Origin of the sequence: Pseudomonas uvaldensis (assembly GCF_021271205.1) — a bacterium.
Lineage (GTDB): Bacteria > Pseudomonadota > Gammaproteobacteria > Pseudomonadales > Pseudomonadaceae > Aquipseudomonas > Aquipseudomonas uvaldensis.
The window spans coordinates 569376-582792 of sequence record NZ_JAIWKS010000003.1 but is presented as its reverse complement, the minus strand read 5'-3'; the positions used below and the strand labels follow the sequence as shown (position 1 = coordinate 582792).

The 13417-nt window shown below is 62.5% G+C and carries 15 protein-coding genes; 7 read left to right on the top strand and 8 right to left on the bottom strand.

The annotated features are described in order from the left end of the window. Positions 1 to 168 precede the first annotated feature (168 nt). Positions 169 to 453 (top strand): hypothetical protein, encoded by a 285-nt coding sequence (locus tag LCU97_RS09220; RefSeq protein ID WP_082339786.1) that lies wholly within the window; start codon positions 169 to 171, stop codon positions 451 to 453. Here the strand turns inward: LCU97_RS09220 and pdxH are convergent. The 4 genes from pdxH to dinG all read right to left on the bottom strand — a co-directional run bounded on the left by pdxH (position 401) and on the right by dinG (position 5602). Beyond that, positions 401 to 1048: a pyridoxamine 5'-phosphate oxidase gene (gene pdxH, locus LCU97_RS09215; protein WP_232776171.1), complete on the bottom strand. Its 648-nt coding sequence runs from the start codon at positions 1046 to 1048 to the stop codon at positions 401 to 403. The genes LCU97_RS09220 and pdxH overlap by 53 nt on opposite strands. Before the next feature lie 24 nt (positions 1049 to 1072). Further along, positions 1073 to 2083, bottom strand: a complete 1011-nt coding sequence (locus tag LCU97_RS09210) for an OmpA family protein (RefSeq protein WP_232776170.1) — start codon at positions 2081 to 2083, stop codon at positions 1073 to 1075. A gap of 116 nt (positions 2084 to 2199) precedes the next feature. Next, positions 2200 to 3345: a serine hydrolase domain-containing protein gene (locus tag LCU97_RS09205; RefSeq protein ID WP_232776169.1), complete on the bottom strand. Its 1146-nt coding sequence runs from the start codon at positions 3343 to 3345 to the stop codon at positions 2200 to 2202. 112 nt (positions 3346 to 3457) lie between these two features. Next, entirely contained in the window at positions 3458 to 5602 is a 2145-nt protein-coding gene (gene dinG / locus LCU97_RS09200; RefSeq protein WP_053153042.1) for an ATP-dependent DNA helicase DinG, read from the bottom strand. Positions 5603 to 5702: 100 nt separating this feature from the next. Here dinG and LCU97_RS09195 point away from each other — a divergent pair, with 100 nt between their 5' ends. Continuing rightward, a complete protein-coding gene (locus tag LCU97_RS09195) occupies positions 5703 to 6167 on the top strand; it encodes a CopD family protein (RefSeq protein WP_232776168.1) in 465 nt (154 codons plus the stop codon). A gap of 118 nt (positions 6168 to 6285) precedes the next feature. Here LCU97_RS09195 and LCU97_RS09190 read toward each other — a convergent pair whose 3' ends face one another. The 3 genes from LCU97_RS09190 to LCU97_RS09180 all read right to left on the bottom strand — a co-directional run bounded on the left by LCU97_RS09190 (position 6286) and on the right by LCU97_RS09180 (position 8143). Further along, on the bottom strand, positions 6286 to 7044 hold the full coding sequence (locus LCU97_RS09190) for a hypothetical protein (protein ID WP_053153036.1): 759 nt from the start codon (positions 7042 to 7044) through the stop codon (positions 6286 to 6288). Then, the gene (locus LCU97_RS09185) at positions 7037 to 7309 is read right to left on the bottom strand and encodes a DUF1145 domain-containing protein (protein ID WP_232776167.1); all 273 of its coding nucleotides are present in this window, start codon (positions 7307 to 7309) and stop codon (positions 7037 to 7039) included. The genes LCU97_RS09190 and LCU97_RS09185 overlap by 8 nt, the downstream gene beginning before the upstream one ends. A gap of 138 nt (positions 7310 to 7447) precedes the next feature. Further along, on the bottom strand, positions 7448 to 8143 hold the full coding sequence (locus LCU97_RS09180) for an OmpA family protein (RefSeq protein WP_053153027.1): 696 nt from the start codon (positions 8141 to 8143) through the stop codon (positions 7448 to 7450). A gap of 192 nt (positions 8144 to 8335) precedes the next feature. Here LCU97_RS09180 and LCU97_RS09175 point away from each other — a divergent pair, with 192 nt between their 5' ends. From LCU97_RS09175 to LCU97_RS09160, 4 genes are all read left to right on the top strand, one after another. After that, positions 8336 to 8833 (top strand): DUF6231 family protein, encoded by a 498-nt coding sequence (locus LCU97_RS09175; RefSeq protein WP_232776166.1) that lies wholly within the window; start codon positions 8336 to 8338, stop codon positions 8831 to 8833. Positions 8834 to 8849: 16 nt separating this feature from the next. Continuing rightward, positions 8850 to 9323 (top strand): YchJ family protein, encoded by a 474-nt coding sequence (locus LCU97_RS09170; RefSeq protein ID WP_053153261.1) that lies wholly within the window; start codon positions 8850 to 8852, stop codon positions 9321 to 9323. Positions 9324 to 9392: 69 nt separating this feature from the next. After that, positions 9393 to 9878 carry an LEA type 2 family protein gene (locus LCU97_RS09165; RefSeq protein ID WP_053153018.1) on the top strand — a complete coding sequence of 162 codons (486 nt, stop codon included), beginning with the start codon at positions 9393 to 9395 and terminating at the stop codon, positions 9876 to 9878. A 5-nt stretch (positions 9879 to 9883) separates the two neighbouring features. After that, the gene (locus tag LCU97_RS09160) at positions 9884 to 10087 is read left to right on the top strand and encodes an SEC-C metal-binding domain-containing protein (protein WP_053153014.1); all 204 of its coding nucleotides are present in this window, start codon (positions 9884 to 9886) and stop codon (positions 10085 to 10087) included. Positions 10088 to 10206: 119 nt separating this feature from the next. Here the strand turns inward: LCU97_RS09160 and LCU97_RS09155 are convergent, their stop codons facing one another. Continuing rightward, on the bottom strand, positions 10207 to 10764 hold the full coding sequence (locus tag LCU97_RS09155) for a cysteine hydrolase family protein (protein ID WP_232776233.1): 558 nt from the start codon (positions 10762 to 10764) through the stop codon (positions 10207 to 10209). A gap of 186 nt (positions 10765 to 10950) precedes the next feature. Here LCU97_RS09155 and LCU97_RS09150 point away from each other — a divergent pair, with 186 nt between their 5' ends. Then, positions 10951 to 13401, top strand: a complete 2451-nt coding sequence (locus tag LCU97_RS09150) for a penicillin acylase family protein (RefSeq protein ID WP_232776165.1) — start codon at positions 10951 to 10953, stop codon at positions 13399 to 13401. The last annotated feature ends 16 nt before the right edge of the window (positions 13402 to 13417 follow it).

The window sequence follows — 13417 nt, the reverse complement described above, 5'->3', positions numbered from 1 at the left end:
ATCAGACTCCAAAAGACAGGTATTCATTAAACTCCGCAGCTTGACGCCTGTCACGGCTTCGCCGGGATAAAATTGTTTTCATTCAGGTGGGATACAGGCATACCCGAGAAATTCCACAAAACAGTAGCGCCAATTTACGAAACCTGCGTCGTTGGCCCAAGGATTTCCATGGACTATTTCATCATCGCGGCCACCACCCTCGCCGGTTTGTACTTCCACTGGTGGCTGTACGTACGGATCAAACGCTGGGTGGATCGTGACCTGGCGCTGTCATTGGCAGGGCGGGACGAGGGGAAGAAGGATTACATGCTGCAACAATTGGATCGCGCCCGAGCGCTACGGATCAAGCGCCGGGACCTGCCGCAATGGCTCCAGGCCGCTGCGGCAGATTATCCAGCCCCTACGGGGCCAGACGCTCGCGAGTCCAGTCCGCCCCTTCCAGGCGGTAGTTGAGACGATCATGCAGGCGACTCGGGCGGCCTTGCCAGAACTCGATGCGTTCAGGCAACAAACGGTAACCGCCCCAATGCTCGGGACAATGCGGCTGACTGTCGCTGAAACGCTGCTCCGTGGCCTTGAGCAAGTCTTCCAGCTCATGACGCCCGGCAATCACCCGGCTCTGGGGTGAAGCCCAGGCGCCGAGACGGCTGCCTAGAGGACGTACCTGATAGTAGGCGTCCGATTCTTGCGCCGTCACCTTCACCACCTTGCCTTCGATGCGCACCTGGCGCTCAAGGGTTGGCCAGAAAAAGGTCATGGCCGCGAACGGATTCGCGGCCAGGTGCTGCCCCTTGGCACTGTCATAGTTGGTGAAGAATGTGAAGCCCTGTGCGTCCAGGCCCTTGAGCAGCAGGATGCGGCAGTGAGGACGTCCGTCGGCATCTACCGTCGCCAGGGTCATGGCGTTGGCCTCCACCGGGGCCTGTTCGGTTTTCACCGCCTCAGCGAACCATTGGTGGAACAGCGCAAACGGCTCGGCCGGGGCTTGCGCCTCGGTCAGGCCGTTACGGGTGTAGTCGCGGCGCATATCAGCCAGCGTTTGGGTCATGGCGCACTCCTTGTGGTTCGCCCATCACTGCTTGGAGGTATCGGCGGCCGCGACTTTCTTGGTATCGGTGGCGGCTTTGGCCGGTTCGGGTTTCTTCGCCGGGGTGGCCTTCTTGGCTGGAGCTTTCTTCGCCGGAGCCTTGACCGGAGCCTTGGCCGGGGTCTTCTTGACCGGAGCTTTTTTGGAAGCCGCAGTCGTAGTCTTCTTGGTGACAGGCGCAGGAACCGGGACCGCAGGCTTCACATCCTGGGCCGCCACCATCGTAACCGGCGCAGGGGCTGGCATGTTGTATTTGCCCAGCAGTGCGACCAGGGTATTTTGCGGCGTAACCAACAGCTCCACACGACGGTTCAAGGCACGGCCCTCCACACTGTCGTTGGCAGCACGCGGCTCTACAGAGCCCATGCCCCGCAACATCAGGCGATCACGCTGCAAACCGCTGAGACGGAAAATCGCTGCCACGGACTGGGCACGTTCCTGGCTGAGTTTCAGGTTGGCCGGTGCCGCTCCCGAAGTATCGGCGTGACCGAGAATCAGCACGGCCGCTTTCGGGTCGGCTTCGAGGACCTTCGCCACGCGGGTGAACGGGCCGAGGGTCACCGGCAGCAGCATGGCCGGTCGGTCCGGGTTGAAGGAGCTGTCGACCGGTGCGGTGACCACCAACACGTTATCGCGACGCTCAAGCTCGAGCTTGCTGTCCTTGATGGCCGTGCGCAGCTTCGGCTCGTAGTCGTCGAGCCAGGCCTGGGTGATTTTCGGGTCGGGCATCGGTGCCGCCTTGACGGTTTCCTGCTCCTTATCGCCAAACGGCCACCACCACTTGCCGCCGCCTTGCGTTTCAGCTTTCGCAACGTCGGCAGGAGCCTTGGTCTCCGGCTTCAGGGGAGCCGCAGGCGCCGCTTCCTTGGTCGCCACTTTGTCGGACGAGCCAAATGGCCACCAGCCACCACCGCCCTCGGCATCATTCTGTGGAGTTTGCGCGCAACCGGTAACAACGAAGCACAGCGCCAGAGCGAGGGTTTTATTCGATGACATTGGATATCCACAAAATGATGTAAATGAAAATACAGCCCCCTGCTCGGGGCGCATAAACAGACGCTTTGAAACAAAAAAGGACACGAGGTTCCTGTGCCCGCTTTCTCGAAGAAGCTTTACAGACAAGTGGCGAGCACCCTCGCCAGGTTCTGCGCGCGCGGGTCCATCAGCACATAAGGGCCAAGCGTATTGGTCACAAAACCGAACGCCACGTCATGCTCCGGATCGGCAAAGCCGATGGAGCCCCCTGCCCCCGGATGACCGAAGGCCCGTGGCCCCAGGCCGTAGGTCGCGTTCGGTACATCCGGCTGGTCGAGCATGCAACCCAGGCCGAAACGGGTCTGGGTCAATAACGTTTTGTCGTCGCCGAAACTGTGCTGGCGGGTCAGCTCATCGAGCATTTCGCCTTCCAGCAGGCTGCCGTCCAGCAGGCCAGCGTAGAACCCTGCCAGGCTACGGGCATTGCCATGGCCGTTGGCGGCCGGCTGCTGCATACGCCGCCACTCCGGTTTGTTGGTGCTGGTCATGATCGAGGGCGGGTTGGTGAAGGCTCGCGTGGTCATCGCCGTGGGCTCACGCATCGTCACTTGTAACAGCCGCTGTGCGGCGGCATCGCCGACGTTGCCTTTGCCCCGGGCGATGTGGGCCACGCGGTGAAACTCCGCATCGGCCAGCCCCACATGGAAGTCCAGGCCCAGCGGCCTGGCAACCCGGGCCACGATGGACTCGCCAGGTCCGCGGCCATCCGCCCGTCGCAGCAATTCGCCGATCAGCCAGCCATAGGTGATCGCGGCGTAGCCATGGCCCTCGCCGGGTGTCCACCAGGGCGTTTCGGCCGCCAGCGCATCGACCATGGTCTGCCAGTCATACAGCGCCTCGGGCGCCAGCAACTCACGCAGCGCCGGCAGGCCGGCCTGATGGCAGAGCAATTGACGCAAGGTGATGGCTTGTTTGCCAGCGGCGGCAAACTCGGGCCAATACCGGGCGACCGGGGCGTCCAGTTGCAATTTGCCCTCGGCCACCAGTTGCAGGGCCGTGACGGCAGTAAAGGTCTTGGTGCAGGAAAACAGATTCGCGATGGTATCGCTGTGCCAGGCTTCGTGGCCGTCCTTGTCGGCCGTACCGGCCCACAGATCGATCACCGTCCGACCGCCCACCTGGATGCACAACGCCGCGCCGCGCTCCTGAGGATCATCGAACAACGCCGCGAACGCTTCACGAACGGCCTCGAACTGAAGTTCATAATGACCTTGAATCTGCACTCGCAACTCCTTTGAAACAAAGACTTTTAGCGTGGCCGCATTGTTTCAGCCATTGAGCTTTTTGAAAACCTTCATGGGACGGCTGGTCATGAACGTTTATTCGCCGTGATCATCAGGAAATTTCCCGCCGGAACGGCGGCAACGCGTTGAGGATGGCCTTGCCATAGCGCTGGGTCACCAGTCGGCGATCGAGCAAGGTGATGGTGCCGCGGTCCTCTTCGGTGCGTAGCAAACGGCCACAGGCCTGGACCAGTTTCAGCGAGGCATCCGGTACCGAGATCTCCATGAAGGGATTACCACCGCGAGCTTCGATCCACTCGGCCAGCGCGGCTTCCACCGGGTCGTCCGGGACCGAGAACGGGATTTTGGCGATGACCACGTGCTCGCAGTAGGCACCGGGCAGGTCCACACCCTCGGCAAAACTCGCCAGGCCGAACAGCACGCTGGAATCCCCGCCATCGACCCGCGCCTTGTGCTTGTTCAGGGTTTCCTGTTTCGACAGGTTGCCCTGGATGAACACCTGCTTGCGCCAGTCGCGGTCGAGACCGTCGAACACGTCTTGCATCTGCTTGCGCGAGGAAAACAGCACCAGGGTGCCCCGCGAGCCTTCCACCAGTGCCGGGAGGTCACGAATGATGGCAGCGGTGTGGGCGGCGGCATCCCGTGGATCGGCCCTGAGATCCGGTACGCGCAACACGCCCGCGTCGGCATGATGGAAGGGACTCGGGACCACGGCGGTCACAGCCGTTTTCGGCAGGCCTGCACGCATGCGAAAGCGATCGAACGTGCCCAGGGCGGTCAGCGTGGCGGAAGTCACCAGCGCACCGTAGGCCACGTTCCACAGGTTACGGCGCAACATGTCCGCCGCCAGGATCGGGCTGGCATTGACCTCGATATCGAACAGAGAACCGCTCTCGGCCAGCGTCAGCCACCGCGCCATCGGCGGATTGTCTTCCGGATCTTCGGTGGTGAACGCCGTCCAGAGCTCCCAGTTGCCCTGGGAGCGGGACAGCAGGCTGCCAAACAACGGGTACCACTCCTCGGCCTGGTTGCTGGCGATACCGATGTTCACCTCGCCGTCCATACCTTCCTTGAGCAGGTCGGTCAGGCGCGTGAACAGGTCGGTCAGGCGGGCGAAGCCCTTCTTGAGCTCGATGCCCATTTCGCGCATGTGCTCGGGGATGATCCCTGCGACGAAACGATGCCGTGGCCGCTCGCGGCCCTCGACGTCCTCGCCGGGTTTGAAGTCGGCGATCTGCTCGCAGGCGGTGAACATGAACTGCTGGTTCGTCTTGATCTCCCGCGCCAGTTCCGGCACCTGCTCGATGAACTTGCCCAGATCACCCGGCAACGGATGCTGGGCCAGCAGCTTGGTGAGGTTCTTGGCGGTGGTTTCCAGCCAGTCGGCGGTGGAACGCAACCGGGTGTAGTGGGCGAAATGCCCGATGGCCTTGTCCGGCAAGTGGTGGCCCTCGTCGAACACGTACACCGTGTCGCGAGGGTCCGGCAACACGGCGCCGCCCCCCAGGGCCAGGTCGGCCAGGACCATGTCGTGGTTGGTGACGATCACATCGACCTTGCCCATGCCTTCACGAGCCTTGTAGAACGCGCATTGGCCGAAGTTCGGGCAATGACGGTTGGTGCATTGGCTGTGGTCGGTGGTCAGGCGGGCCCAGTCGGCATCTTCCAGTGTGGTGGGCCAGCTGTCGCGGTCGCCGTCCCACTTATTGCCGGCGAGCTTCTCGATCATGCTGGTAAACAGCTTCTGGCTGGCTTCGTCGACCTCGATCTTGAAGCCTTCTTCCTCGAACAACTGGGCCGTGGCGGTCTGTGCCTGGCCTTCCTGCAACAGCATGTCCAGCTTGGACAGGCACATGTAGCGCCCGCGGCCCTTGGCCAGGGCGAAACTGAAACTCAATCCGCTGTTGCGCATCAGGTCGGGCAGGTCCTTGTAGACGATCTGCTCCTGCAGGGCGACCGTGGCCGTGGCGATCACCAGGCGCTTGCCGGCAGCCTTGGCGGTGGGAATCGCCGCCAGGCTGTAGGCGACGGTCTTGCCGGTACCGGTGCCCGCCTCCACCGCCACGACGGCAGGCTCGCCATTGCGCCGGCCTTCATCGTCGGTGTCGATGTCACCCAGTACTTTTGCCACTTCGGCAATCATCAGGCGCTGGCCGTAACGCGGCTTGAGGCTCTTGGCTTCGAGAAAACGCGAATAGGCGCCCTGGATCGTGGTTTTGAGTTCGGTGCTGATCATGAATGGTCGGGCGCTGGAAAACGCTGGATAAATTTTCAGTGGTTCGGATCGGCGGCTATCATACCCCGCTAATCAGTCCCGCGCAGAACGGAGTAACTCAATGACACTTTTTGCCTTCATCTACACCCTGCATTTATTGGCGGCCCTGACCTGGGTCGGCGGGATGTTCTTTGCCTGGATGGTCCTGCGCCCCGCCGCGGTGACGGCCCTGGAGGGTCCTGCCAGGCTCAGGCTGTGGGTCGAAGTGTTTCAACGTTTTTTCGTTTGGGTCTGGGTCGCGGTGGTGATTTTACCGATCAGCGGCACAGGTTTGATCCATGTGCGCTTCGCCGGCTTCGAAACCGCGCCGCGTTACGTGCAGGTCATGATGGGGTTGTATGTGGTGATGACGGCGTTGTTTATCCGCATCCAGGGCTTGCAGTTGCCGTCGTTGCGTAACGCGGTGGTGGCACAGGACTGGCCGGCGGGTGCGGCGGTGCTGGGCAGGATTCGTCGCTTGGTGGGTATCAATCTGTTGATCGGGTTGCTGGTGGTGGCGCTTGGCGCGGCGCGACCGATGTTCTGAGTATCATCAGGCGTTGCACCGCACCTGTGGGAGCGGGCTTGCTCGCGAAGACGGTGGATCAGTCAATATTGAATAACCTGACACGCCCTCTTCGCGAGCAAGCCCGCTCCCACAAGGGCTAGAAGCGTTGCACGGTCACCGCACCCGCAGCGCCGGCAGGCCCGGGCTGGCCATCGGCGCCGGGGCGACCGTTTTTGCCACCGTCGGCGGTGTAGACCAGGCAGCCCTTGGCCTTGCCGCCGGCGCCGGGTTTTCCGCCCGGTCCTGGCGCGCCGCCCGCGCCACCGTCCACCGCGACCTTGATCTGCGCCTGCGGGTAGTCTCGGGGCAGTTCGAGGCGCACCAGAGCGCCGGCCGCGCCAGGCTGGCCATCGCTGCCATTGCTGCCGTCGGCACCGCGCCCCGCCGAACCCCAGGTGCACCCCGGGGCCTGTCCGTTGGCGCCGTCAAGGCCTACATAACCCGGCGCGCCGGTACCACCGCGGGCATCCACCGACAACAGCGGTGCGTTCAATGCATTGAAGCGCAGGTTGAGGTTGCGCCCCGGCAGCGCTGCCTTCGTATAGGTCCCTGGCGCACCACGGGAAGTAATCTGGCTGCCATCGGCCAGTTCAGCCTGGGTCACGCTCATCTCCAGCGCCTGCTGCGACGGCACGATGGCGATCCGCGCCTCACGCCCCAGGTGCAGTTGGTCAATCGACAATTGAGTCACATTCGAGGGCACCAGCAATGTCCCGTAATCAGCCACCTCCAGCCGCTCCAGCGTCAGGGTGCTGGTGGTATTGGGCAGGCGCATCAGCGAATGACTTTCCACCTGGAGCACTTGGGCAGACGCCCACGGACAGACGAGTGCAGCGAGCAGACACAATTTACGCATGGGGAGCCTCTGCGGCGGTCGGAAGGGTTTGCAGGTGAAAAATGCCGAACAGCAACACCCTGAGGCGATCACGGCCAGGCGCGGGCGAGTGGCGAAAACTGGCCCTGAAGAACAGCAGCTCCAACAGATGGACCGCCAGCAACAGCGCGCCGGCAAGATTGACCAGCAGGTGCAGCGGATAAACGAACGGCAGGACCAGATTGACCAGCACCACCAGCCAGAACAGCAGGGTCAACAAGCGCCCCAACCCGCAAAACACCTTCATACGCCCCTCGGTGGGAATTATTCTTTGCATGCACAGTAACGGCTTGCCCACAGGTTAAGCCAGAGGCCGCGGCAAATTTAATCCAGGGGACAAGAGCGCTTGCCGGTGCGAGGGAGCGTGCCCCCTCGCACCGGGCTTTCAACGGTTGATCTTGATTTCCGTACGGCGGTTCATGGCTCGCCCGTCGGCAGTCTTGTTGTCCGCCACCGGCTGGCTCTCACCGGCACCGGCTACCGAGACGAAGCTGGCGCGAGGCACGCCGCTTTCAACCAGGTAGTTGACCACTGAATTGGCCCGCTTCTCTGACAAGCGCTGGTTGTAGGCATTGCTGCCAACGCTGTCGGTATGACCGGTCACCCGCAGTTGTACGGTTGATGACTCCTGTTTCAGCCGGGTCGCAACGGCGCTCAGTGTCTCCATGTCGGACGGGGTCAACGTGGCCTTGTTGAATTCAAAGTGCACATCGCGGATCACGATGGTTTCTTCCCTGACCACAACCGGTTCTTCAACCACGGGCGCCGGGGCTGGCGGCGGGCAACCGTCGGCATCGACCTGCACGCCCTTCGGCGTGCCTGGGCACTTGTCGCGGCTGTCCGGCACGCCATCGCCATCTTCGTCGCCGTCGCCATGAGCCCAGCACCAGGCGCCCGCCACAGTGCCCGCCACCAGCGCACCAGGGCCGATCCAGGAACTGCTTTCGATGGCGCCCAGTCCCGCGCCAACGACACCACCCGTGGCCGCACAGATCGGCCAGTCGGTTTTTTGCAAACCTGCGCAACCAGTCAACACACTGGTTAGCAGAACCAGGGGTAACACTGTCCGAACGCTGTTCATTGGTTCTTCTCCTTGAGGAATCGGCTTTGCACCGATTCAGGGGAGTAAAGACCCGAGTCGGGTTCCGCGCCAGCACCTGACTATCCTAGGGTTTGCCTCGCATTTGCGGCCGTTCGGCACTTTTAAGCGCAAACCGCTCTAGGCCATGTGGTCTGAGCAGGCTATCGTGAGGGCTCTGATTGAGGAATCTCGATGACCGCTGCCATTTCTCCACGCACGCCCCAGCAAGCCCTGGCCGCCGTGCTTGACCGCTACGCCCCCCGAAAACTGTTGCTGATCGGCGCCAGCGACTTTCCCGCGCTGGAAGCATTTCAACAGGCGCACCCCGATACCCAAGTGGTTCTGGCGCCCCCTGGCCCGCTGCCAGCGGACGTCGCCACGCAACGTTTCGACCTGGCCCTGGCGCTCGATTGCCTGGAGCATTTGCCCAAGCGCGACGGTCTGAACCTGCTGGGCGGGATCCGCAACCTCAACGCCAGCCGTATCGCCGTGCTGGCGGACCTCAAAGCCTGTGGCTGGCAGGAAACAGACTTCTTTTCCCTGGCCCTGCAGGCCAGCGAGCGGTTCCAGCGCGGGGAGCAGGTGCTGACCCTGTTCACCTACGATCTGCTTGAATACAAACAGGTCCCGGACTGGCTCAACTCACGCTTTTGGGCCAACCCGGAAAACTTTGGAAAATATTGGTGGTAGAGCTGTGAACATAAGCCTGCAGACAACCATCTGCCCCTGTGGCAGTGGCAACCCACTGGACGCGTGCTGCGGCCATTATCACGACGGTCACCCGGCGCCCTGCGCCGAAGCCTTGATGCGTTCGCGCTACAGCGCCTACGTGCTCGGTCTGGTGGATTATCTGGTGGCGACCACCCTGCCTGCCCAGCAGGACGGGCTCGACCGCCAGGCCATGAGCGAATGGAGCGCCAAGAGCACCTGGCTCGGGCTGGAAGTGGAAAGCAGCGAGGTCTTCGGCGGCCAACCGGAACACGCCTTTGTCACGTTCACGGCGCGCTGGCACGACGGTCAGGGGGAACACAGCCATCGCGAGCAGTCTTCATTCGTGCAGAACGGCGGGCGCTGGTATTTCATCGACCCGACCGTACCGGTCAAGACCGGACGCAACGACAGCTGCCCTTGTGGCAGCGGACACAAGTTCAAGAAGTGCTGCGCGAGCTATTTCCGCTGATACAGGAATCGTCCGATGCCTCTTGCGTTCGCCGGCGGGCTAGACTGCAGATAGACCAGAGGCGCGGACATGACCTACTCATCCCCCTTGCTACGCATCGCCTGCCTGCTGCTCTTCATCGGGCTCGGCAGTTGTGCCTCCTGGCAGGGTGACGAGCCTCCCGAACCGCAGGTGCATCTGGTCAAGGTCGAAGTCATCCGTGCGCGGTTGCTGGAACAGCGATTCATGCTGCACTTTCGGGTCGACAACCCCGGCGACAGTGACCTGACCGTGAGAGGCCTGACGTACCGGATCCATCTCGCGGACCTGCTGCTGACCGACGGCGAGCACGAACATTGGTTCACGGTGCCCCCGCGAGACAGTGGCTACTTCAAGGTGCCGATCCGGACCAATCTGTGGCCACAGGTGCGGGAGGTGGTGAAATTGCTCGAGAAACCCCGGCAGCAGATCCCCTATCGTCTGGAAGGTGAGCTGGAAACCGGATTATTCATCGCTCACTACGTGCACCTGGAGCGCAATGGCGTGATAATCGCCGCCGATTTAATTGCGGAGTGACACCGATGACCCAACAACCCCACGTCCATGGCCCCGATTGCAATCACGACCATGACCATCACCACGATCATGACCACGGCCACGTCCATGGCCCGCACTGCGGCCACGCCCACCAGGAACCGGTGCGCAACGCCCTGAAGGATGTAGGCCGCAACGACCCTTGCCCATGTGGCAATGGCAAGAAATTCAAGAAGTGCCACGGGGCTTGATTCAGCGGTTCTCCAGTTGAATCGCCATCGCGAGCAGGGCTCGCTCCCACAGAATCGGCGATAAGCATGTGGGAGCATGGCTTGCCCGCGATGACGCCGGCGCAGCCAATGCCGCAGTATCAGCCTGCTTCCAGAATCCGCCTCGCGCTGACCACCGTCGCATACTCTCCATGCAGGTTGCCCAGTGACATCGCGTGCACTTCATCCGCCGAACGGGCGTTACCGAAATAATCGGCCTTGTCGAACGTGAAGCATGCGTCTTCGACGACCCACGTTTCGAAGCCCAGGTTGCCGGCCGTGCGCGCCGTGGACTCCACCGAGTTATGCGTCGCTACGCCCACGACCACCAATTGCCCGATCCCGACGCTGCGCAGGTCCGCCTCCAGCCGGGTGCCGCTGAATGCGTCCGGTACCTGTTTTTGAATAAGCCATTCTCCGGCAAGCGGCGCGAATCGCTCCTGCACCTCCACGCCCGATTGCCCCGGCCAGAACACCGAATCCGGCGAGCGGGACAGGTGATGCACATGGATCACAGGACGCGCCGAGTTTCGCCAGAGCACAAGCAACTCAAGCATGCGCAGTTCCGCCTCGGGATTGTTACGCGGACCGAGCCTGGGATGCAGGATGCCTTTTTGTTGATCGATGAGCATCAGCGCCGCGTCTTTCTTTAGCTCCATGCCGGTTTTCTCTCTGGCGGTCATTGAAACGCCACACTTGAGCATCCTCTCGTCCCGAGGGCAAGTCACAGCGAGGGGCTTTCATCGACAAATCCGTAAATATCCCCTGCCCCCGCTTGCGCGGCCCTCTGCTGCTCACTAACGTAGCGCCTTTCGTTTGGTGCCCCCTCCCGCAGGAGCTTTGCCATGGCCTCGCCAGCCTCTAATTTCTTCTTCCCCCGACTCGGCGTTGCCGCCGCGGTGGCCGGTGTGCTCGGTTTGAGCGGTTGCCAGGCCTGGAACACCCAGGACACGGTCCCGCCCACCTCAGGCGTGCAGCCGCTCAAGGGGCTGGCGCAGAACGTCACGGTCCGGCGCAATGCCATGGGCATGCCGCTGATCGAAAGCAGCAGTTTCCATGACGCGCTGTTCGCCCTCGGCTACGTCCACGCCAGCGACCGCATCACCCAGATGGTGACCCTGCGCCTGCTGGCCCAGGGACGGTTGTCGGAAATGTCCGGGGCCGAGCGGCTGGACGTTGACCGTTACATGCGAGCCGTCAACCTGAAGAAAAGCGCCGACGAGCTGTACAAGGCATCGTCACCGCGGCTCAAGCGCTTCTTTGAAGTCTATGCCCGAGGCGTCAACGCCTACCTGTTCCGCTACCGCGACAAGTTGCCTTCGGACCTGGCCGCCACGGGCTACAAGCCCGAGTACTGGAAACCGGAAGATTCGGCCTTGATGTTCTGCCTGCTGAATTTCAGCCAGTCCGCCAACCTGCCGGAAGAAGTCGCCAGCCTGGTATTGGCCCAGACGATCACGAACGACAAACTGGCCTGGCTGACCCCATCCTATCCGGACGAACCACTGCCCCTGGATGAAGCCGGCAAGCTCCAGGGCATCCGGCTCAACGGCCAGGTCCCGGGCTTGAACGAAATCAGCAACGCCAGCAGCCAGTTGGCGGCGCTGAACCTGCCAGGCGCAGGGTCTTCGAATGACTGGGTCATCGCCCCGCAACGCAGTCGCAGCGGCAAGAGCCTGCTGGCCAGCGACAGCCATGGCCCCTTGAGCACGCCTTCATCGTGGGCGCCGGTGCAGATCCGCGCACCCAAGTACCAGGCCGCCGGGCTTTCCGTGCCGGGCATCCCGATGATCCTGGCGGGTTTCAACGGCAAGGTGGCCTGGAGCATGACCAGCGTGCAGGGGGACAACCAGGATCTGTTCCTGGAGAAAATCCGACGCCAGGGCAACAGCCTGTCCTACGAGGTCAACGGTAAATGGCAGCCGGTGAGCGTGCGTAACGAAACCTACTTCGTCAAAGGCCAGCGACCGATCCGGGAAGCCGTGTTCGAAACCCGCCATGGCCCGCTGCTCAACAGCGCCCAAGGCACCGCAATGGCCAATGGCTTTGGTCTGGCCTTGCAGACGCCGGGCTTGACCGACGACAAGACCCTCGACGCACTCTTCGACCTGTCCCGTGCACAGAATGCCGAGAAAGCCTCCGATGCCAGCCGCGAGATACGCGCCCTGGCGACGAACCTGATCTTTGCCGACGCCAGCCACATTGGCTGGCAGGTCACCGGTCGCTATCCGAACCGCCGCGAAGGCGAAGGCCTGCTGCCGTCGCCGGGCTGGGAAGGTCGCTATGACTGGGAAGGTTACGCCGACCCGATGGCACATCCCTACGACCAGGACCCGGCCCAAGGCTGGCTTGGCAACGCCAACCAGCGGGTCATTCCCCACGGCTACGGCATGCAGTTGTCCAACTCCTGGGCCGCACCGGAGCGTCGCGAGCGCCTGGCCGAACTGGCCGGTGCAGGCAAGCATGACGCCCGCAGCCTGACCGCGATGCAATACGACCAGACCACGCCATTCGCGGCCAAACTCAAGAAAGTCTTCGAGGCGCCGGGCATGGCCCTGCCGCTCAAACAAGCAATCGAGGCATTGCCAACGGCTGAGCGGGCCAAGGCCCGCGAAGCGTACACCCGGCTGATGGCATTCGACGGTCGACTGAGCCCGGTCTCCGCCGATGCGGCGATCTATGAACTGTTCCTGCAGCAAAGCATGCAACAGATCTTCCTCGACGAACTGGGCCCGGAAAGCAGTCCCGCGTGGAAAGCACTGGTCGCCAACGGTCAATTATCCTACTCGGCTCAGATCGATCATCTGCTCGGTCGTGAAGACAGTCCGTTCTGGGACGATGTGCGTACGGCGCAAAAGGAAGACAAGGCCATCATCCTGGCCCGCAGCCTGGCAGCCACCATCACGGCCGGGGAAAGCCAGTTGGGCGGCGACCACAACGCCTGGCAGTGGGGCAAATTGCATCGCTACGAGTGGAAGAATGCCGGCGGTCAAACCGTGCGCGGCCCGCTGCCGGCCGGTGGCGACGCGACCACGCTCAATACCGCGGCATTCGCCCTGGGTCAGGATTTCAACACCACCCAGGCGCCGGCCACGCGCTTTATCGTTGACTTCGGCCAGCCCGAACCGTTGCTGATCCAAGGTGGCATCGGCCAGTCAGGCAACCCGGCCAGCCCGAACTACATCAATGGCATCGATCCATGGATCAAGGGTCAATACCAGAGCCTGCCACTGCAACCGCAGAACTTCGACCGGGCGTATGGCAAGACGCGGCTGACCCTCACTCCCGGAAAATAAAGCGGCCCCCGCTGCA

Excerpts from the sequence above, each read along its gene's own strand:
- LCU97_RS09195 (WP_232776168.1), top strand. The coding sequence starts at position 5,703 with ATGACACTTTTTGCCTTCATCTACACCCTGCATTTATTGGCGGCCCTG.
- LCU97_RS09220 (WP_082339786.1), top strand. The coding sequence starts at position 169 with ATGGACTATTTCATCATCGCGGCCACCACCCTCGCCGGTTTGTACTTC.
- LCU97_RS09155 (WP_232776233.1), bottom strand. The coding sequence starts at position 10,764 with ATGGAGCTAAAGAAAGACGCGGCGCTGATGCTCATCGATCAACAAAAA.
- LCU97_RS09210 (WP_232776170.1), bottom strand. The coding sequence starts at position 2,083 with ATGTCATCGAATAAAACCCTCGCTCTGGCGCTGTGCTTCGTTGTTACC.
- LCU97_RS09175 (WP_232776166.1), top strand. The coding sequence starts at position 8,336 with ATGACCGCTGCCATTTCTCCACGCACGCCCCAGCAAGCCCTGGCCGCC.
- dinG (WP_053153042.1), bottom strand. The coding sequence starts at position 5,602 with ATGATCAGCACCGAACTCAAAACCACGATCCAGGGCGCCTATTCGCGT.
- LCU97_RS09165 (WP_053153018.1), top strand. The coding sequence starts at position 9,393 with ATGACCTACTCATCCCCCTTGCTACGCATCGCCTGCCTGCTGCTCTTC.
- pdxH (WP_232776171.1), bottom strand. The coding sequence starts at position 1,048 with ATGACCCAAACGCTGGCTGATATGCGCCGCGACTACACCCGTAACGGC.
- LCU97_RS09160 (WP_053153014.1), top strand. The coding sequence starts at position 9,884 with ATGACCCAACAACCCCACGTCCATGGCCCCGATTGCAATCACGACCAT.
- LCU97_RS09190 (WP_053153036.1), bottom strand. The coding sequence starts at position 7,044 with ATGCGTAAATTGTGTCTGCTCGCTGCACTCGTCTGTCCGTGGGCGTCT.
- LCU97_RS09150 (WP_232776165.1), top strand. The coding sequence starts at position 10,951 with ATGGCCTCGCCAGCCTCTAATTTCTTCTTCCCCCGACTCGGCGTTGCC.
- LCU97_RS09180 (WP_053153027.1), bottom strand. The coding sequence starts at position 8,143 with ATGAACAGCGTTCGGACAGTGTTACCCCTGGTTCTGCTAACCAGTGTG.
- LCU97_RS09185 (WP_232776167.1), bottom strand. The coding sequence starts at position 7,309 with ATGAAGGTGTTTTGCGGGTTGGGGCGCTTGTTGACCCTGCTGTTCTGG.